The organism is Nonomuraea sp. NPDC004580 (genome assembly GCF_040609855.1).
Lineage (GTDB): Bacteria > Actinomycetota > Actinomycetes > Streptosporangiales > Streptosporangiaceae > Nonomuraea > Nonomuraea salmonea.
The window spans coordinates 22,857-41,852 of record NZ_JBEXLH010000070.1; the positions used below are offsets into that span (position 1 = coordinate 22,857).

At 73.1% G+C, this 18,996-nt stretch carries 17 protein-coding genes; 14 read left to right on the plus strand and 3 right to left on the minus strand.

Annotated features, from left to right (window positions below; genetic code table 11):
* Positions 1 to 3: 3 nt before the first annotated feature.
* On the minus strand, positions 4 to 1,437 hold the full coding sequence (locus tag ABZW11_RS40020) for a PLP-dependent aminotransferase family protein (protein WP_355429569.1): 1,434 nt from the start codon (positions 1,435 to 1,437) through the stop codon (positions 4 to 6).
* Between the two features lie 63 nt (positions 1,438 to 1,500).
* Between ABZW11_RS40020 and ABZW11_RS40025 the strand changes: the two genes are divergently transcribed.
* Positions 1,501 to 2,103 (plus strand): hypothetical protein, encoded by a 603-nt coding sequence (locus tag ABZW11_RS40025; RefSeq protein WP_355429572.1) that lies wholly within the window; start codon positions 1,501 to 1,503, stop codon positions 2,101 to 2,103.
* A 79-nt stretch (positions 2,104 to 2,182) separates the two neighbouring features.
* Complete coding sequence (locus ABZW11_RS40030) at positions 2,183 to 3,937, plus strand: glycoside hydrolase family 15 protein (protein WP_355429575.1); 1,755 nt, start codon at positions 2,183 to 2,185, stop codon at positions 3,935 to 3,937.
* Positions 3,938 to 4,017: 80 nt separating this feature from the next.
* Here the strand turns inward: ABZW11_RS40030 and ABZW11_RS40035 are convergent, their stop codons facing one another.
* Positions 4,018 to 4,926 (minus strand): transglycosylase SLT domain-containing protein, encoded by a 909-nt coding sequence (locus tag ABZW11_RS40035; protein WP_355429578.1) that lies wholly within the window; start codon positions 4,924 to 4,926, stop codon positions 4,018 to 4,020.
* Between the two features lie 330 nt (positions 4,927 to 5,256).
* Between ABZW11_RS40035 and ABZW11_RS40040 the strand changes: the two genes are divergently transcribed.
* Together ABZW11_RS40040 and ABZW11_RS40045 are read left to right on the plus strand one after the other, a co-directional pair.
* Positions 5,257 to 5,970: an AMP-binding protein gene (locus ABZW11_RS40040; RefSeq protein WP_355429581.1), complete on the plus strand. Its 714-nt coding sequence runs from the start codon at positions 5,257 to 5,259 to the stop codon at positions 5,968 to 5,970.
* A gap of 175 nt (positions 5,971 to 6,145) precedes the next feature.
* Entirely contained in the window at positions 6,146 to 6,403 is a 258-nt protein-coding gene (locus ABZW11_RS40045; RefSeq protein WP_355429584.1) for a hypothetical protein, read from the plus strand.
* A 13-nt stretch (positions 6,404 to 6,416) separates the two neighbouring features.
* Here the strand turns inward: ABZW11_RS40045 and ABZW11_RS40050 are convergent, their stop codons facing one another.
* Positions 6,417 to 7,700: a cation:proton antiporter gene (locus ABZW11_RS40050; protein WP_355429587.1), complete on the minus strand. Its 1,284-nt coding sequence runs from the start codon at positions 7,698 to 7,700 to the stop codon at positions 6,417 to 6,419.
* A gap of 132 nt (positions 7,701 to 7,832) precedes the next feature.
* Between ABZW11_RS40050 and ABZW11_RS40055 the strand changes: the two genes are divergently transcribed.
* From ABZW11_RS40055 to ABZW11_RS40100, 10 genes are all read left to right on the plus strand, one after another.
* The gene (locus tag ABZW11_RS40055) at positions 7,833 to 9,626 is read left to right on the plus strand and encodes an aldehyde ferredoxin oxidoreductase C-terminal domain-containing protein (RefSeq protein WP_355429590.1); all 1,794 of its coding nucleotides are present in this window, start codon (positions 7,833 to 7,835) and stop codon (positions 9,624 to 9,626) included.
* Positions 9,627 to 9,773: 147 nt separating this feature from the next.
* Positions 9,774 to 10,532, plus strand: coding sequence for an SDR family NAD(P)-dependent oxidoreductase (locus tag ABZW11_RS40060; RefSeq protein WP_355429593.1), 759 nt, complete (start codon positions 9,774 to 9,776; stop codon positions 10,530 to 10,532).
* 2 nt (positions 10,533 to 10,534) lie between these two features.
* Positions 10,535 to 12,034 carry an adenylosuccinate lyase family protein gene (locus ABZW11_RS40065; protein WP_355429596.1) on the plus strand — a complete coding sequence of 500 codons (1,500 nt, stop codon included), beginning with the start codon at positions 10,535 to 10,537 and terminating at the stop codon, positions 12,032 to 12,034.
* Positions 12,027 to 12,974 carry a thiamine pyrophosphate-dependent dehydrogenase E1 component subunit alpha gene (locus tag ABZW11_RS40070; protein ID WP_355429599.1) on the plus strand — a complete coding sequence of 316 codons (948 nt, stop codon included), beginning with the start codon at positions 12,027 to 12,029 and terminating at the stop codon, positions 12,972 to 12,974. The genes ABZW11_RS40065 and ABZW11_RS40070 overlap by 8 nt, the downstream gene beginning before the upstream one ends.
* Positions 12,967 to 13,941, plus strand: coding sequence for a transketolase C-terminal domain-containing protein (locus ABZW11_RS40075; protein ID WP_355429602.1), 975 nt, complete (start codon positions 12,967 to 12,969; stop codon positions 13,939 to 13,941). The genes ABZW11_RS40070 and ABZW11_RS40075 overlap by 8 nt, the downstream gene beginning before the upstream one ends.
* Positions 13,938 to 14,399, plus strand: a complete 462-nt coding sequence (locus tag ABZW11_RS40080) for a VOC family protein (protein ID WP_355429605.1) — start codon at positions 13,938 to 13,940, stop codon at positions 14,397 to 14,399. Before ABZW11_RS40075 ends, ABZW11_RS40080 begins: the two co-directional genes overlap by 4 nt.
* 34 nt (positions 14,400 to 14,433) lie before the next feature.
* Complete coding sequence (locus ABZW11_RS40085; RefSeq protein WP_355429608.1) at positions 14,434 to 15,279, plus strand: amidohydrolase family protein; 846 nt, start codon at positions 14,434 to 14,436, stop codon at positions 15,277 to 15,279.
* Complete coding sequence (locus ABZW11_RS40090; RefSeq protein ID WP_355429611.1) at positions 15,276 to 16,364, plus strand: Gfo/Idh/MocA family oxidoreductase; 1,089 nt, start codon at positions 15,276 to 15,278, stop codon at positions 16,362 to 16,364. The genes ABZW11_RS40085 and ABZW11_RS40090 overlap by 4 nt, the downstream gene beginning before the upstream one ends.
* The gene (locus ABZW11_RS40095; RefSeq protein ID WP_355429614.1) at positions 16,361 to 17,374 is read left to right on the plus strand and encodes a LacI family DNA-binding transcriptional regulator; all 1,014 of its coding nucleotides are present in this window, start codon (positions 16,361 to 16,363) and stop codon (positions 17,372 to 17,374) included. Before ABZW11_RS40090 ends, ABZW11_RS40095 begins: the two co-directional genes overlap by 4 nt.
* 355 nt (positions 17,375 to 17,729) lie before the next feature.
* Positions 17,730 to 18,689 (plus strand): arabinan endo-1,5-alpha-L-arabinosidase, encoded by a 960-nt coding sequence (locus tag ABZW11_RS40100; RefSeq protein WP_355429617.1) that lies wholly within the window; start codon positions 17,730 to 17,732, stop codon positions 18,687 to 18,689.
* Positions 18,690 to 18,996 lie beyond the last annotated feature (307 nt).

The following is an 18,996-nucleotide window of genomic DNA, read 5'->3' on the forward strand; positions in this document are numbered from 1 at the left end:
GCCTCAGACCATCCCGATGAGCGAGTCGCCCGGCCTGGGCGCGGCGAGCGGGCCGTGGTCGAGCGCGGCGCGCAGCCGGACGACGGCGTCCTCCAGCACCTGGGCCGGCTGGGTGAACGGCAGTCGCAGGTAGTTCTCCAGCGTGCCGTCCAGGCCGAACCACGGCCCTGGGGCCAGGCGCAGCCCGTGGTAGGCGGCGGCCTCGGCGAGCGCGGCCGAGCCGGTGCCTTCTGCGAGGCGTACCCAGAGGGTGCCGCCGCCCCTGGGCGGCTCGAACGTCCACTCGGGCAGGTGCTCGCGCAACCCCGCGATCAGCGCCGCACGCGACGTGCGCAGCGCGCGGCGGCGCTCGGCGCGCGTCTCCTCCAGCCGGTCGAACAGCCGCGCCACGACGAGCTGCTCCAGCACGGGGCTGGCCAGGTCGACCGACGCGCGGAAGGTGGCCAGCCGGCGGATCAGCGCGGCGCCCGCGCGCACCCAGCCGATGCGCAGCCCGCCCCACCACAGCTTGGACGCCGACCCGACGCTGATCACCCGGCCGTCGGTGTCGAAGGCGGCCATCGGTGAGGTGTGCGGCGCCTCGTCCAGCGCCAGCTCGGCCCAGGTCTCGTCCACCAGCAGCGTGGTGCCGGCCCGGCGGGCGGCGCCGGTGATCGCGGCGCGCACGGGGTCCTCCATGAGCGCGCCCGTCGGGTTCTGGAAGTCCGGCATCAGGTACGCCAGCCGCGCCGCCGACTGGCACATCGCCCCCGCCACCAGGTCCTGCTCCCAGCCCTCGTGCGAGACGCCGACCGGGACGATGCGGGCGCCGCGCCGCCTGGCGGTGTCGATGGCGTGCGGGTAGGTGGGCGACTCCACCAGCACCGGGTCGCCGGGCCCGGCCAGCAGGCCGAAGACGAGCTGCAGCGCGTGCTGGGAGCCGGTGGTGACGAGGATCTGCTCCGGCCTGGTGGCCACGCCCCGCGCGGTGTAGCGGGCGGCGATGCGCTCCCTGAGCGCGGGCAGTCCCATGGGGTCGTATCCGTTGCCCATGCCGTAGCGGGGCAGGTCGGCGACCGCCTCCGTCATGGCCTCGGTGAGCGCGCAGGGGGCGGGCGGCGCGGCGGCGTGCAGCTGCACGAGGCCGTCGCCGTCGGTGCTGAGCCACGGGTTGTCGGCGGTGGTGGCCGGGTCGGGCAGCGCGGTCCAGCTGCCCGAGCCCTGCCGGCTCTCCAGGTAGCCGCGCTCGCGCAGCAGGTCGTACGCGGCCGTGACGGTGGTCCTGCTGACCTTGAGCGTCTCGGCCAGGTGGCGCTCGGCGGGCATGCGGACGCGGATGGGGATCTGGCCGTCGAGAATGAGGGCGCGTACGCGGTCGGCGAGCGCGCGGTAGTAGGGGCGGGCGCCGGGATCGAGACCGGCTAGGCGGGCCACTTGCGTGGCGGACAGGTGCCGCATAAGGCCACTTTCCGCCATTGGCCCTGTTATGTGCAAGGTTGTGCCTGCCACTGTGGAGCCACTATGAGTGAAACCACCGTCCCACGGCCGCGCTCCTTCCCGGTGCGCCTCCTCCGCCTCTACGGCGGGCTCGCGATGTACGGCCTCGGCCTCGCCCTGCAGGTCGAGTCGGGCCTCGGCAACGGCCCCTGGGACGTCTTCCACCAGGGCGTCGCCCTGAAGCTCGGCCTGACCATCGGCACCGTCATCATCCTGGCGGGCGCGCTGGTCATGCTGCTGTGGATCCCGCTGAAGCAGCGACCCGGCCTGGGGACGATCAGCAACGTGGTGTTCGTCGGCCTGTTCGCCGACGCCGCACTGTACCTGCTGCCCACGCCCGATCTCCTCGCCGTCCAGATCGTCTACGTGGGTCTCGCCGTCACCACCGTGGCCTTCGCCACCCTGTTCTACATCGGCGCCGGCATGGGCGCGGGTCCCCGCGACGGCCTCATGACCGGCCTGGTCCGCCTCGGCCTGTCCGTCCGCGTCGCCCGGCTCGTCATCGAGGTCACCATGCTGGCCGCGGGCGCGCTGCTCGGCGGCACGGTCGGCCTCGGCACCCTGGTGTTCGCGCTGGCCATCGGCCCGCTGGTCCAGCTGTTCACCCGCTGGTTCCCCCTGACGTGATCCCGGGCACCCGGGCCGGACATGACGCGACATGATCGGCCCGGGCCCGGGATCACCCCGCGCCGAGTACCGTCTAGGCATGCGGATCGAGGATTACGCCCTGATCGGAGACATGCAGTCCGCCGCGCTCGTCGCGCGCGACGGTTCGATCGACTGGCTCTGCCTGCCCAGGTTCGACTCGCCCTCGTGCTTCGCGGCGCTGCTCGGCAGCGAGCGCAACGGGCACTGGTGGCTCGGGCCGACCGGGCGCAAACCGGCCGATCGGCGCCGCTACCGCCCCGACACGCTCATCCTGGAAAGCGAGTGGGACACCCCCACGGGCACCGTCCGGGTGATCGACTTCATGCCGCCGCGCGACCGCAACCCCGACGTCGTCCGCATCGTCGAGGGCGTGTCCGGCAGCGTCGAGATGTCCACCCAGCTGCGCGTGCGCTTCGACTACGGCCGCATCGTGCCCTGGGTGCGCCGGACCAACGGCCACCTCCAGGCCATCGGCGGCCCCGACTCCGTGTGGCTGCACTCCCCCGTGCCGCTCAAGGGCGGCGACTACGCCCACCGGGCCACGTTCACCGTCAACGAGGGCGACCGGCTGCCGTTCGTGTTCACCTGGCACCCTTCACACGAGCCGATGCCGCCGCAGATCGAGTGCGAGAACCAGCTCGTCGAGACCGAGGCGTTCTGGGCCGAGTGGGTGGCGAAGTGCACCTACGAGGGGCCGTACCGCGAGGCCGTGGTCCGATCGCTGATCACCCTGAAGGGGCTGACGTACGCGCCGACCGGCGGCATCGTCGCCGCGCCCACCACGTCGCTGCCCGAGGACCTCGGCGGGGTGCGCAACTGGGACTACCGCTTCTGCTGGCTGCGCGACGCGACGCTGACGCTCGACGCGCTCATCAGCTCCGGCTACCTCGAAGAGGCCGCCGACTGGCGCGGCTGGCTGCTGCGCGCCATCGCCGGCCGCCCCCAGGACCTCCAGATCATGTACGGCGTCGCCGGCGAGCGCCGCCTGCCCGAGCTGATGCTCGACTGGCTCGACGGCTACGAGGGCTCCCGCCCCGTCCGCATCGGCAACGAGGCGGTCAAGCAGCTCCAGCTCGACGTGTACGGCGAGGTGATGAACTGCCTGTTCACCGCCCGCACCCGCGGCCTGTGGCCGGACGACCGGGCCTGGACGATCCAGCGCCAGCTCCTCGACTACGTGGAGGACCACTGGGACGAGCCCGACGAGGGCCTGTGGGAGGTGCGCGGCCCGCGCCGCCACTTCGTGCACTCCAAGATCATGTGCTGGGCGGCGCTCGACCGGGCCGTCAAGTACGTCGAGCGGTTCGACCGCGTCGGCCCGGTCGAGAAGTGGCGCACGCTGCGCGACGCCATCCACGCCGAGGTGTGCGACAAGGGCTTCGACGCCGAGCGCAACACCTTCACCCAGTCGTACGGCTCGTCCGAGCTCGACGCCGCGCTGCTGATGATCCCCATGGTGGGCTTCCTGCCCGTCGACGACCCCAGGGTGGCGGGCACGGTCGCGGCCATCGAGAAGGAGCTGATGGCCGACGGCTTCGTGCTGCGCTACCCGCTGGCCGCCGACAACGACGTGGACGGCCTGCCCGGCGGCGAGGGCGCGTTCCTCGCGTGCAGCTTCTGGCTGGTCGAGGTGATGGCCATGCAGGGGCGCAAGGAGGAGGCGAAGGAGCTGTTCGAGCGGCTGCTGACGCTGCGCAACGACGTGGGGCTGCTCGCCGAGGAGTACGACCCCCGCTACGGGCGGCTGGTCGGCAACTTCCCGCAGGCCTTCAGCCACGTTCCCCTGGTGCACGCGGCCCGCGCGCTGTCCTGATCCGTCGCGAGCCGGCGTGACGGCGTCCGCTCACGGACCAGAGGCGGCGTCCGCTCACGGACCGGCGTGGCGGCGTTCGCTCACGGACCCGTGAGGCGGCGTTCGCCCTCCGTCGTGAGGACGAAGACCTGCCAGGCGTAATAGGCGTAGTAGGCGCGCGGGTCGCGCTTGATCTGGCGGGCGTGCAGCAGGATCGCGTTCACGTACGCCTGCGACGGGTTGTAGGCGTGCAGGGCCTTGCGGTAGTCGCGCGGGGCGCCGGTGGCCTTGAGGTAGTTGGCGGCGCCCATGACGGCGTCGCGCGGGTCCTGCACGTCGCCGCCCAGCCCGTACGCCTTCCAGGTGGCCGGCATGAACTGCATCGGCCCCTGCGCCCCCGCGTGGCTGTCCGACCGCACCCGCCCGAACTTCGTCTCCGCGAACATGACCGCCGCCAGCACCTCCCACTCGACCCCGAAGCGGCGCTCGGCCTTCTTGAAGTAGCCGAGCAGCTCGCCGGCCGGGCGGGCGTCGCGGGTCTTGAACACCGCGGACGGCTTGATCGGCCGGGTCAGGGCGAGCAGTTCGCGCAGCGCTGAGGTGTTGTCCCCGGCCTGCTCCTTGAGCTTCTTGGGCAGGCGGGCGAAGGCCTTGGAGGCGACCTCGGGGTGGCGGGCGGCCCAGCGGTAGAGGCGCTGGTGGTAGAGGGCGATCAGCTCGACGTCCTCGGGCAGCTCGGGCTCGTCGCTCTTCGTCCACCCGTCGATGGCCTCGTTGAGCTTCTTGGTGGTCTCGCTGATCGCGGTGGCCAGGTCCGCCGCGGTCTTCGGGAGCTTCTTCCCCGGTTCGGGGAGCCGGTCGACTTCTGGCTCCTGCGTGGTGGGGCTGGCGGCGGCCGGGGACGGGTCGCCGCCCACGCTCCGGGCCGGGGTGCCGCAGGCCGCCGTGAGCAAGAGCGCGGCTGCGGTGACGAGCGCGGGTGCCCGGCGGGGCCGGCGGCGTGCCTTCATGACTCCGGAACCTACCCGGTGTCCTGGCCGCGTGTTGATGCTGGTGGCGTGGGAGCGCTCCCAGCGAAGCGGATGGATCCCCGTTCTTCGCCGGTACTGCTCTCCGTAATGTTGCCAAAACGTTGTCCGGCGGAGGCCCTGGTCAGCCGGGCCATTGGGGGCGTTTCCCGGTGATCGGGCGGTGGAGGCGCCGGTTCCGCTGGACCGCGGAGCACCTGTCTCCCTACCCTGGAAGTTGTTGGGAGCGTTCCCACGGAGGTTCTCGTAGCGGGCGTTCGGTCCGGTCTCAGCGTTGAGGCCGCCATGCCTGTCCGTACGAAGGATGGCGCGATGCGCGAAATGCCGCAGGGGGAGACCCCGATCCGGCACAGGAACGACGGCGGGGCGAACGGCGCCGCCTCACCGCTGTCCGAGAGGCCCGGGAGGGCCGGGATGGTGGTGCTGTTCGAGGAGTGGGCGGCCAAGGCTCCGGAGCGGGCGGCGGTCGTGGACGGCGAGGGCACCGTCTCGTACGGCGAGCTGAACGCCGCCGCCGACCGCCTCGCCCGCCTCATCGCGGCCGGACCGGGCAATGCCGCCGGCCCAGGCGGTGGCACAGGCGGTGGCACAGGCCCAGACGGTGGCACGAGTGGCGTCCCTGGCGGGGTGGCCGGCGGGGTGGCCGGCGGGGTGGCCGGCGGGGTGGCCGGCGGGGTGAAGGACGGGGAGGTGGTCGCGATCGTCGCGGGGCGGACGGCCGGGACCATGGCGGGGATGCTCGCCGCGATGAAGACCGGCGCCGCCTACCTGCCGCTCGATCCGGATTATCCGGCGGCCAGGATCGAGGTGGTCCTGCGTGATTCGGGGGCCAGAACCATACTCGTTCCCGGCGGGCTGCGGGAGCGGCTGCCCGCTTTCGACGGCACCGTGCTGGAGCTGCCGGCGTTCGGGGAGGGCGCGGCGGCGGACGGCTCCCCCGTCAACGGCCCCATCGACGGCCCCATCGACGGCCCTGTGAACGGCCCCGCAGCGGCCCCGTCAACGACGCTGCGCATGCTGCTGTGAACGGCTCGGCCGATCGGGAGACCTGGGTGCGCGCATCTTCGGTCCGGCGCTGATCGGGGGCTCTCGGCGTATCGGGCCGTCCTGCGGGCGTGGCGGGCGGCGAGGCATGCGGGTGAAACCGGCGGGGGCGGGCTTGTCGTATGGATCACAGCGATGGGTCCGTGAAAGGGGCGGGATGCCGGACATGCGCCAGCTCCGCCCCGCCGATCCCGTACGCATCGGCGACCACCGGCTCGCCGGGGTGCTCGGCTCCGGCGGGCAGGGCACCGTCTACCGCGGCGTCGACGGCGACGGCGAGACCATCGGCCTGCTCGGCCCTCGCGTGGCGAACGGGCTCTATGACCTGGCACTGGCCGAGCTGGACGGCCGGCCGGTCGTCGTCGGGGCCGGCGATGGGAGCCGGTTGTACGCCTACAGCCTGGGCTCGTCCTGAGCAGGGGACGGGGTCACCGGTCGGAGGTGGCGGCGCGGCCGTCTCGGATGGCGTCCACGTGGCGCATGATCGGCGTGGCCGTGATGCCGTGCAGCACCACCGAGACGACCACGGTGAAGCCGGTCACCGCCCACAGTTCCTCCGCCGGTACGCCGAAGTCCGCCACGCCCAGCGCGTACGCCAGGTAGAACAGCGACCCGATCCCCCGGATGCCGAAGAACGAGATGGCCAGCCGTTCCCGGGGTCCGGCGCGGCCGCCCCACTGGCTCAGCAAGCCCGCCAGCGGGCGGATCACCAGCAGGAGCAGCAGGCCGACGGCGGCGCCGCGCCAGGTGAGCGCCGCGAGGCCGCCGGTGGCGACGAAGCCGCCGAGCAGGAGCAGCAGCCAGGCGGTGAACAGCCGCTCGAGCTGCTCGACGAACCCGTGCAGCACGTTGTTGTAGCCGTGCCCGTGCTCGGCGCTCCTGATGGCGCAGGCGGTGACGAACACGGCGATGAAGCCGTACCCGTGGATGAGCTCCGTCACTCCGTACGCCAGGAAGGTGGCCGCGAGGGCGACGAACCCGTCGCGGCGCTCCGACAGGGGCGGCCCGCCCGCCGCGCCGCGGAAGAACAGCCGGCCGAGCAGGTATCCGATCAGCAGGCCCGCCGCCAGCCCCGCGGCGGTGCGGTAGAGGACGTCGGTCAGCGCCCACTCCCCCAGCCAGCCCGCGCCGGTGGACACGGCTACGGCGATGGCGGCGTACACGATGGGGAAGGCCAGCCCGTCGTTCAGCCCCGCCTCCGAGGTGAGGGCGAAGCGGACCTCGTCGTCGGCGTTCTCGGCGTCCACGGGCTCGCCGACGCTCACGTCGGAGGCGAGCACCGGGTCGGTGGGCGCGAGCACGGCCCCGAGCAGCAGCGCCGCCGCGAGCGGCCAGCCGGGCAGCGCGACGGCGGCCGCGGCCACCATGACCACGGTGATCGGCATGGCGAGGCCGAGCAGCCGCCAGGTCGTGGACCAGCCGCGCGGGCCGGTCCGCCGGTTGATGGCCAGCCCCGCGCCCATGAGGGAGACGACCACGCACAGCTCGGTGATGTGCTCCAGCGCCGTTCGGTGGGTGATCGGGTCGGGCTCGGGCAGTCCGATGGGCAGCGCGAACAGCAGCACGCCCGCCACCAGGTAGACCAGCGGCAGCGACACGGGGCGACGTGCCAGCACGTCGGGGAGGACGGCGGCGAGCAGCGCGGCGGCACCGCCGAGCGCCAGCATGAGGTCGAGGGTGGACATCACCCCGGTCACTGCCCGGAAGATCACTCTTTATCACTATTTGCCCACCCTTCTTCCACCCAATGGACATGGGCGTGCGCCTGGGCGGGGTTGCGGAGACACAGTGGTATGTGATGTGGTGCCGCCCGATTCCAGCATCCGAGTTCGGGAGGCCGTGCGGTGCCGTTCATTGTGGATCTGAACAGCGGGAACGTCGAGAAGGAAGATCGGACGGCGGAGAAGGGGCACTACGGCGGGTCCGTGCTGGGGTTGCGGCTGCTCAGTGAGCGGACGGTGCCGGGGCTCGATCCGTACGACCCGCGCGCGCTGCTGTACGTCGCGGCCGGGACGCTCGGTGGGACGCACGCGCCTGGGCTGGCCAAGGCGGTGTTCCTGGCCAAGTCGCCGCTGACCGGGGCGGCCGGGGAGGCGCACGCGCTGGGGCCGTTCGCGGCGGGGATGCGGTCCGCCGGGGCCAAGGCTCTCGCGGTGACGGGGCGGGCCGAGCGGTTGTCGTACCTGCTGATCCAGGGCGGCGAGGTGAGCGTGCGTGAGTGCGGCGAGCTGAGCGGGCTGGGAGTGGCGGCCGCCACCGACGCGCTGCGGCAGCGGCACGGCGAGCATGCGCACGTGGCGGCGATCGGACCGGCGGGCGAGAATCTCGTCCGGTACGCCAGTGTCGTCACCGACTACGCCTTCGCCGCCGGGCGTTATGGGCTGGGTGCGGTGTTCGGGGCCAAGAATCTGAAGGCCATCGTGTGCGTGGGGTCCGGTGTGCCGGCCGAGGTGGCCGACCCTGGGACCGTTGCGGCCCTGGGTGCCGGCTACCGGGGGGCGCTCGCCACCAATCCGCTCGCCGCGCTGCAGGCCGGCGTGCCGGGGTTCGCCGGGTGGGTCGGGGACACGCTCGCCCCCGGGTACGCCTCCGTCCGCAACTTCTCCGTGCCCGGGCCGCCTGGGCTGCGGGTCCCGGTCGAGGGGGACTACGACGGGCGGGCGGTGGCCACGTCCGGCGCCTGTCCTGGCTGTCCGAACGACTGTCTCAAGGTGTACGCCGGGCGGACCGGTGGGCTGGGGCAGGAGGCGTTCCTGTCGCTGGGGTGGAATCTCGGCATCGACGGCCTCGACGCCGTGCTCGCCGCCAACGCCCGCTGCAACGACCTCGGCCTCGACCAGGTCTCGCTCGGCGGCACGCTGGCCTTCGCGATGGAGTGCGCGGGGCACGGGCTGTTGCCGGGCGGGCCGGCGTTCGGGGACGCGGCGGCGCTGCCGGAGCTGATCGAGGACGTCGCCACCCGGTCGGGCCCGCTCGGCGACCTGCTGGCGGAGGGGTCCGCCAGGGCGGCGCGGCGCCTGGGGTCGGAGGCGCGGACGTACGCGATGACGGCCAAGGGCGCCGAGCTGCCGTGCTTCGACCCGCGCCCGCAGCCCGGCATCGGCCTCGGTTACGCCCTCGCGCCCGGCGGCCCCCGCTACGACGCCCTGGAGCACGACCTCGACTTCGACCCGGTCGCCGGGCTCGGCTACAGCTTCCCCGAGGCCGCCAGGGTCGGCGCCGCCCCCGCTCCGGCCGGTGAGCTGAACGAGGAGCGCGGCCGGCGCAGCGCCCGCCTGCTCCGTCTGTGGAGCGGCCTGGACGCGCTCAACCTGTGCGTCTTCGCCTCCACCCCGACCCGCCCGCTCACCATCGACCGCCTGACCACGCTGGTGACGGCCGTGCTCGGGGAGCCGTTCACGCTGGACGACCTGCTGGCGGCCGGCCAGGCCCGCCTGGACGGGATGCGCGGCTACGCCCTGCGCGAGGCCGCGGCATCTGACGACTTCCCCGACCGGCTGAGTGAGGACCTGCCGGCCCGCCTGCACGACGAGCCGATCACGACCGGCCCCCACGAGGGAGCGGTGCTGGACAGGGAGGCGTTCGCGCGCGCACGCCGGGCCTTCTACGAGGAGCTGGGCTGGGCGGACGCTTCCTGACCGCGCGCCTGCTGCGGGCGCGGTTCGTTTCACATATATGACCGATCGGCGAAATATACCGATAAAAACGATTGAACGGTCTCTTGTTCCGTTTGCTGGCTCCTTGTTAGGGTTAGGTCAAACGTTTGACCCGGAAGAGGGAAACGGATGCCTGTCACGATCGACCTGACCGGCCGTACCGCGCTCGTCACCGGCGGCGCGGGCGGTCTCGGGTTCGCCTGCGCCCGTGCCCTGGCCGACGCGGGAGCCGACGTCGTGCTCTCCGACATCGAGGGCCCGCGCCTGAGCGTGGCGGCGGCGGAGCTGGGCGCGGCGGCGCGGCCGGCCGACCTCACCGACCGCGCCCAGGCCACGGCGCTGGTGGCCGGGCTCGACCGGCTCGACGTGCTGGTCAACTGCGCCGGCATCATGCGGACCACGCCGCTGCTCGACATCGAGCCCGACGAGTGGCTGCGCATCGTGGACGTCAACCTCAACGCCGCCTTCTGGCTGACGCAGGCGGCCGGGCGGCGGATGGCCGGGCAGGGCGCCGGCTCGATCGTGACGCTGGCCTCGGTGGCCGCCCGCTCGGGCCGGCCGAACGCGGCCCACTACTCGGCGAGCAAGACGGCGCTGCTGTCGCTGACCAAGTCGGCGGCCGAGGCCCTCGCCCCCGTACGGGTGAACGCGGTCTGCCCCGGCGTCTTCCTCACCCCCATGTGGGAGGAGATCATCAGCGACCGCGACCGCCGCTTCGGCCCAGGGGCCGGCGAGGGCTACCTGAAGGAGGTCGGTGAGCGCTCGCCGCTCAAGCGGGTGGGGCGGCCCGAGGAGGTGGCGGCGGCGGTGTTGTTCCTGGCCAGCGACCTGGCGTCGTTCGTGACCGGCCAGGCGCTCAACGTCGACGGCGGACTGGAGATGAACTGATCTTGACCCCTCAGACGACCCCCCCAACGACGCGGCAGACGTTCAAGCTGCTGCCCGAGCTGTTCGGCGACCCCGCGATGGCCGAGATCTTCTCCGCCGAGCGCACCGTGGTGGCCTGGCTGCGTACGGAGGCGGCGCTGGCCAGGGCGCAGGCGGAGACCGGCGTGATCACGCGGGAGGACGCGGCGGCCATCGACGCGGCCTGCGTGCCCGCCACGGTGGACCTGCCGCGCCTGTGGTCGGAGGCGGTGAACGTGGGGTACCCGATCCTCCCCCTCGTCAGGATGATCGCGGCGGCGCTGCCCGAGGGCCCCGACGGGCGCGTGCACTACGGCGCGACCACCCAGGACATCATGGACACCGGCCTGGCCCTGCAGCTCGGCGAGGCGCTCGACCGGCTGGCCGAGCTGCTGCGCTGGTTCGGCGACGCGGTGGCGCGGCTGGTGGACGTGCACGCGGGCACGGTCATCGCGGCCCGTACGCACGCGCAGCAGGCGGTGCCGACGACGTTCGGGGCGAAGATGGCGGTGCTGCTGGCGGAGGTGACGCGGCAGCGCGAGCGGGTGGCCGCGACCGCGCGGCAGGTGCGGGTGGTGTCGCTGTTCGGCGCGGGCGGCACCTCGGCGGCCATGGGCGAGCGCTCCTCCGACGTCCGCGTGGTCATGGCGCGCGAGCTGGGCCTGCGGACGACCGAGGTGCCGTGGCACGTGGCGAGGGACGGCGTGGCGGAGTTCGGCGTGACGTGCGCGTCGCTGGCGGCGACGGCGGCCCGCTTCGCCCGGGAGGTCGTTGACCTGTCGAGGACCGAGGTGGGCGAGGTGCGCGAGGCGGGCGGCCACCACAGGGGCGCCTCCTCGACGATGCCGCAGAAGGCGAACCCGATCGGCTGCGAGGCCGTGATCGGCATGTCGGGCACGGCGGGCGCGCTCAGCTCTGGCCTGTTCCGCGCGATGGAGGCGGGGCACGAGCGGGCGGCCGGCGAGTGGCAGGTGGAGTGGTACGTGGTGCCGCTGCTGGCCGAGCTGGCCGCGGGCGCGCTGGCCACGGCCGCCGACGTGGCGGCGGGCCTGCGGGTCTATCCGGAGGCGATGCGCGCCAACCTGGACGCGGAGGGCGGCCTGATCATGGCGGAGGCGTACATGATGCGCCTGGCTCCGGCGCTGGGCAGGGAGCGCGCGCACGACCTGGTCTACCGGGCGGCGCACGAGGCGCGCGAGCAGGGCCTGGCGCTGGCCGACGCGCTGCGCGGGACGGCGGGGCCTGGCGACCTGGAGGGCCTGGGCCCGCTGCCCATCCCGCCGGAGTCCTACGTCGGCGACGCCGGGGCGATCTGCGCCGCGGCGCTCAAGACCTGGAGGGAAGCGCCCGCAGAGCGGGAGCCCGCTCCGGCGCCCGAACAGCAAGCGCCCCAAAGACGAGCGCTGGAGGAACGAGCACCCGAAGAACGAGCGCCTGAAGAACGAGCGCCTGAAGAACGAGCGCTGAGGAGCGGGCATGAGTGAGCGGCGGCTGGCGGATCTGCTGGCCATGTGGCGGATCCGCGCGTTCGAGGAGAAGGTGCGCGACCTGCGGGCGCAGGGCCCGGTCGTCGGGTCGGTGCACCTGTGCGTCGGGCAGGAGGCGATCCCGGTCGGGGCGTGCGGCGAGCTGGAGGAGCAGGACGCGCTGTTCGCGACCTACCGGGGGCACGGCTGGGCGCTGGCGCGCGGGGTCCCGGCGGAGCCGCTGTTCGCGGAGCTGATGGGCCGGGCGAGCGGGGTCAACGGGGGGCGCGGCGGTTCGGCGTACTTCACGGCCGCCGAGTACGGCTTTCACGGCGAGAACTCGATCGTCGGCGCGGGCGCGCCGCTGGCCTGCGGGGCGGCGCTGGCGGGCCGGCACGACGGCTCCGGCCGGGTCGCGGTGAGCGTGTTCGGCGACGGCGCGATGAACCAGGGTGCGGTGCACGAGGCGATGAACTTCGCCGCGGCCTTCAAGCTGCCGGTGGTGTTCGTGTGCGAGAACAACCGCTACTCGGAGCTGACGCCGATCGCCGGCATGGTGGGCAACGCGCGGCTGGCCGACCGCGCCGCCGCGTACGGGATGCCGGGCCACCGCGTGGACGGCAACGACGCGGAGGCGGTGCGCTTCCACGTGCGCGACGCGCTGGAGGTGGCCCGCGAGGGCGGCGGGCCGACGCTGCTGGAGTGCATGACGGAGCGGCTGGTGGGCCACTACATCGGCGACGCCGAGACCTACCGGCAGCCGGGCGAGCTGGACCGGATCAGGCGCAGGGAGCCGATCGCGCGGCTGCGCGCGGGCCTGCTGGCCGACGGCGTACCTGAGCAGGAGATCGACGCGGTGGAGCGGCGGGCCCGCGAGGAGACGGAGGCCGCGGCGGCGGCCGCGCAGGCGGCGCCGCCCGCCGACCCGGCGACGGCGAGGGAGCACCTCTATGCGTGAGCTGACCTACGGCGAGGCCGTGAACGCGGCCCTGCACCGGGTGATGGAGGAGCTGCCGCAGACGCTGGTCTACGGCGAGGACGTGGCCGTGCCGGGCGGCGTGTTCGGGGTGACGCGGGGACTGCGCAGGCAGTACGGCGAGCGCGTCTTCGACACCCCGATCAGCGAGTCGGCGATCCTCGGCAGCGCGGTGGGCGCGGCGATGTTCGGCCGCCGCCCGATCGTGGAGATCATGTGGGCCGACTTCTCGCTGGTCGCGCTGGACCAGATCGTCAACCAGGCGGCCAACGTGCGGTACGTCTCGGGCGGCCGGCTGACGGCGCCGCTGACGATCCGCACCCAGCAGGGCAACGCTCCTGGCGCGTGCGCGCAGCACTCGCAGTCGCTGGAGGCGCTGTTCCTGCACGTGCCGGGGCTGCGGGTGTGCATGCCGAGCACGCCGCAGGACGCCTACGACCTGCTGGTGACGGCGGTGCACTGCGACGACCCGGTCCTGGTGATCGAGAACCGCACGCTGTACTTCGGCGCCAAGGAGCCGGTCGAGACCGATGGGCCGGTCAAGCCGATGGGCGGGGCGCGCACCCGCCGCGACGGCTCGGACGTGACGATCGTGACCTGGGGGGCGATGACGCACCGGGTGCTGGAGGCGGCCGGGCGGCTGGCCGGCGAGGGTGTCGAGGCGCAGGTGCTGGAGACGCCGTGGCTCAACCCGTTCGACGCCGGCTCGGTGCTCGGCGGCGTCCGGCGGACGGGCCGGCTCGCGGTCGTCCACGAGGCGAACGTCACGGGCGGCTTCGGCGCCGAGGTCGTCGCCCGCGTCACGGAGGCGGGGGCGCCGCTGCTCGCGCCGCCGATCAGGATCGGCACGCCGGACGTGCGCATGCCGGCCGCGCCGGTGCTGGCCGAGTCGCTGGTGCCGGACGCCGCCCGGATCGCCGAGCGCGTACGGGACCTGGTGAAGGGATGAGGGGCGTCTGGCACTTCTCGTTCACGGTGGCCGATCTCGACAGGTCCGTGGCCTTCTACCGCGACCTGCTCGGCTTCACGCTGGTGCACGCGCAGACCCAGGACAACGCCTACACCCGGCGGCTGGTCGGCTATCCCGACGCGGTGCTGCGGGTGGCCCAGCTCGCCGTGCCGGGGCAGCCGCGCGGCGTCTCCACGCACGACCTGGAGCTGGTCGAGTACGTACGCCCGCGCGGCGCCCCCCGCGACCCGGCCCGCCACCTGCCCGGCGCCGCCCACCTGGCGCTCACCGTCGAGGACGCGCGGGCCGAGCACGCCCGGCTGTCGGCGGCCGGGGTGCGCTTCGTCAACCCGCCCGCCGAGATCACCGCGGGGGTCAACAAGGGCGGTTACGCCTGTTACTTCCTGGACCCGGACGAGATCACGCTGGAACTCGTCCAACCTCCTGCTACCTTGTGACGCTCAAACGATTGATCATGGGAAGGGGAGCTGGATGACCGTCATCGACGCCCACCAGCACTTCTGGAACCTGGAGACGGGTTCGTACCCCTGGCTGACGCCGGAGTCGGGGCCGATCTTCCGTACGTTCGAGCCGCCCGAGCTGCTGCCCCAGCTCGCCGAGGCGGGCGTCGACCGCACGGTGCTGGTGCAGGCGATGGACTCCTACGCCGACACCGACGCGATGCTGGCGCAGGCGGAAGCGTACGACGTGATCGGCGCGGTCGTCGGCTGGGTGCCGCTGCTGCGGCCCGATGAGGCGGCCGAGGCGCTGGAGCGGTACCGGCGGCACCGCAAGTTCGCCGGGATCAGGCACCTCATCCACGACGAGCCCGACCCCGACTGGGTGCTCCAGGAGCCCGTGATCGAGGGGCTGCGGCTGCTGGCGGCGGCCGGGCTGCCGTTCGACGTGGTGGCGGTGCTCCCCCGGCATCTGGAGCACGTGCCGGTGCTGGCCGAGCGGGTGCCGGGGCTGCGCATGGTGATCGACCACCTGGCCAAGCCGCCGATCAAGGACAAGGGGTGGGAGCCGTGGGCGTCGCTGCTGGCGCGGGCGGCGCAGTGCCCTGACGTGTACGCCAAGGTGTCGGGGCTGAACACCGCGGCCGACGCCGGGACGTGGACCGGCGAGGACCTGCGGCCGTACGTCGAGCACGCGATCGGGCTGTTCGGCCCCGAGCGGTTGATGTTCGGCAGCGACTGGCCGGTGGCCACGCTGGCCGGCGACTACGCCAAGGTGTGGCGGGAGACGCAGGTCGCGCTGTCGGGCCTGGACGAGGCCGGCCGCGCGCAGGTGCTCGGCGGCACCGCCGCCCGCTGCTACGGGATGGAGGAGCGGTGATCGACGTGTTCGCGCCCATCGCGGCCGCCGCCGACCTGACGATCCCGGCGGAGCACCGCCGGCCGGTCGCGGTCGTGGGTGCGGGGGCCATCGTGGACGTCGCCCACCTGCCCGCCTACCGGCAGGCCGGGCTGGAGGTGACCGGGCTGTTCGACCTCGACGCGGGCCGCGCCGCCGAGGTCGCCGCCCGGCACGGCGTGCCGCGCGTGTACGGGACGCTGGAGGAACTGCTGGCCGACGAGCGGGCCGAGGTCGTGGACATCGCGGTCGCGCCGGCCGCGCAGCCGGGCATCGCGCGGCAGGCGCTGGCGGCCGGCAAGCACCTGCTCTGCCAGAAGCCGTTCGCGCCCGACGTGGCCACCGGCCAGGAGCTGGTGGACCTCGCCGCGGCGGCCGGCCGCAAGATCGCGGTCAACCAGCAGCTCCGCTTCGACGAGGGCATCGCGGCCGCCCGCGCGATGGTGCGGCAGGGCTGGATCGGCGAGCCGACGGCGATGACGTTCACCGTCGACATCTTCACCGACTGGAGCGCCTGGGACTGGCTGGTCACCACCGACCGGCTGGAGATCGTCTACCACTCGATCCACTACCTCGACGCGATCAGGTCCGTCCTGGGCGACCCCGAGCTGGTCTTCTGCACCGGCAGCCGGACGCCGGGCCAGGTCGCCAAGGGCGAGACGCGCACGATGAGCACGCTGGTCTACCCGGGCGAGGTGCGGGCGCTGGTGCACGCCACCCACGAGAACCGCACCGGCGACGGCGAGGCGGCCTTCCGCGTCGACGGCACCGAGGGCGCGATCAGGGGCACGCTCGGCCTGCTGTACGACTATCCGCACGGCCGTCCCGACACCCTGGAGGTGAGCAGCCGGGCGCTGCCGACGGACGGGTGGCTGCCGTACCCGGTGACCCGCCGCTGGCTGCCCGACGCGGTGGCCGGGCCGATGGGGTCGCTGCTGCGGGCGGTCGCCGAGGGCGGCGAGCCGGAGACGTCCGGCGCCGACAACCTCGGCACGCTGCGCCTGCTCGACGCGCTCTACCGGTCGATGGACAGCGGCCGGAGCGTACGCCCGGGATCACCGGCATGAAGCGCACCCGCGTGACGCTCGCCGACGTCGCCGCGATGGCGCGGGTCGACAGGGCCGTCGTCTCGCGCGTCGTCAACAAGGATCCGACGCTCAACATCCGGCAGGAGACGCGCGAGCGGGTGCTGGCCGCGATCGAGGAGCTCGGCTACCGGCCGAACGTGGCGGCGCGCAGCCTGCGTACGTCGCGGGCGCACATGTTCGGGCTGTTCATCCCCGACTTCGCCAACCCCGTCTACGCCGAGATCATCAAGGGCGCCGAGGCGGAGGCCGCCGCGCGGGGCTACGTGCTGGTCACCGGCAGCGCCACGGGGGCCGGGCTGGGTGAGTACATGGACCGCATCGGGCAGGGCCGCATCGACGGGCTGCTGCTGGCCGGCACGGGCGAGGACGCGGACCTGGCCGCGCAGCTCGACCAGGCGGCGATCCCGTGGCTGATGCTCAACAACCGCAGCCAGGGCGTCAAGCGCTACGTCATCCTCGACGACCAGCGGGCCGCCGCGCTCGCCGTCGAGCACCTGGTAGGCCTGGGCCACCGCCGCATCGCGCACCTCGCGGGACCGTCGCGCGCCGACACGGCCGCGCGCAGGTCGGCCGGATACTCGGCGGCGATGCGCGACGCGGGCCTGCCCGAGGGACCGATCACGGCGGCCGACTACACGCCGGCGGGCGGGGCCGCGGCGATGGCCAGGCTGCTGGCCGACGCGCCCGAGGGCGAGCGGCCGACGGCGGTGTTCGTGGCGAACGTGGCCTCCGCCATCGGCGCGATGGAGGGCGTGCGGGCGGCCGGGCTGGAGATCCCGCGCGACGTGTCCATCGTCGCGGTGCACGATCTCGACCTGGCCAGCTATCTCAACCCGGCGCTCACCACCGTGCGGATGCCGCTCGCCGAGCTGGGCCGGCGCGGCGTGTCGCTGCTGGGCGGCCTCGACCCGGACGCGACGGTCGCCGAAGTGCTGGCCGGCCCCATCGAGCTCATCCACCGCCGCTCCACCGCTCCCCCACCGCGCTGAGACGCTGCCGGGCCATGGCGGAGCGCGGCCGGACGCGGGGGCGTCCGGCCGGTTCCTGTGACGCGGCGCGGCTTCCGGCGGCGCTGGTGCCGGCGCTTGTGTTAGCGCTAACATCGCGGGTCGAAAGTGGCCCGAACGCTAAGGACGTCAAGGCGCTCCGTCAAGAGCCGAGCCCGCCGGCATCCGCATCGGCCCAGCTCACAGCAGGGTCGCAGAACCGGCGACCATGTAAGTTTCACGCCCGGCCGCACGAGGGTTGACGCTCGCCGAAAAGCGCGCCTACATTGCCTGCGACGCACCCGGCGCAGCGTCCGGCGGAGCGAAGCGGTCACCTTTCCCGATCGAAGGAGGACCCTTGCGCCGCCTGTCCCGTCCCGTCGCCGCCATCGCGGCGGCACTCACGCTCATGGGAGCCGCGTTCGCCTACCCCGGCCCCGGCCGGGTGACCGGCGACGTGGTCGTGCACGACCCCACGATGATCCGCACCTCGTCCAACTACGTGCTCTACTCCACCCACGGTTACCTGGAGGCCCGCACCTCCACCGACCGCGTCCACTTCACCAGGTCCGGCTCCGCCTTCCGCACGCCGCCGTCGTGGTGGCGGACGTACTCGTCGGGCAACGACCCGTGGGCGCCCGACATCTCCCAGCAGGGCGGGAGATACCTGATGTATTACGCGGTCTCCAGCTTCGGCTCGAACAACTCGGCGATCGGCCTGGCCACCAGCTCGACCGGCCAGCCCGGCTCGTGGAGCGACCAGGGCATCGTCTACAGCACGACGACGAGCTCCGACCACAACGCCATCGACCCCAACCTGCTCGTGGACGCCTCGGGCCGGTGGTGGCTGAGCTTCGGGTCGTACTGGACCGGCATCAGGATGATCAGGCTCGAACCCTCGACCGGCAAGCGCCACTCCTCCGACCGCACGCTCCACCACCTGGTGACCCGGCCGGACGCGCCGTACGCGGTGGAGGCGCCCGACATCGTCCGGCACGGCAACCATTACTACCTGTTCGCCTCCTACGACCGGTGCTGCGCGGGCCTGGACAGCACGTACAAGGTCAAGGTGGGCCGCTCCACCAGCCCCACGGGCCCGTACGTGGACCGCTCAGGCCGCTCGATGCTGAGCGGCGGCGGCACGATGGTGCTGGAGACCCATGACCACGTCGTCGGCCCCGGCGGGCAGAGCGTCATGTCGGACGTGGACGGCGACCTGCTCGTCTACCACTACTACGACCGCAACGACAACGGCACGCCGAAACTGGGCGTGAACCTCATCGGCTGGGACTCGGCCGGCTGGCCTTACGTGTACTGAACGGGTACTGACCTGCGGTGGCGGGCGCTTCATGGCACCCGCCACCCCGGTGACTTCCGGGTGTCCGCAATCCTGCCCATTGACAACGCCGCAAATCGGACTTTAGGTTTGCGAAACGTTTCGACTTCTCAAATCGACCGTTGGAGCGCCATGACCTCGTTGCGCGACGTGGCAGCACGCGCGCAGGTGGCCGTCAGCACCGTCTCGGCCGCGCTCAGGCCCCATCGTAAGGGGTTCAGCTGGCTCAATCCGGTGACGTTGTGGCGCTCGCGTAACGAGGTGCTGGCGACGTTGTTCGGTGATCCTT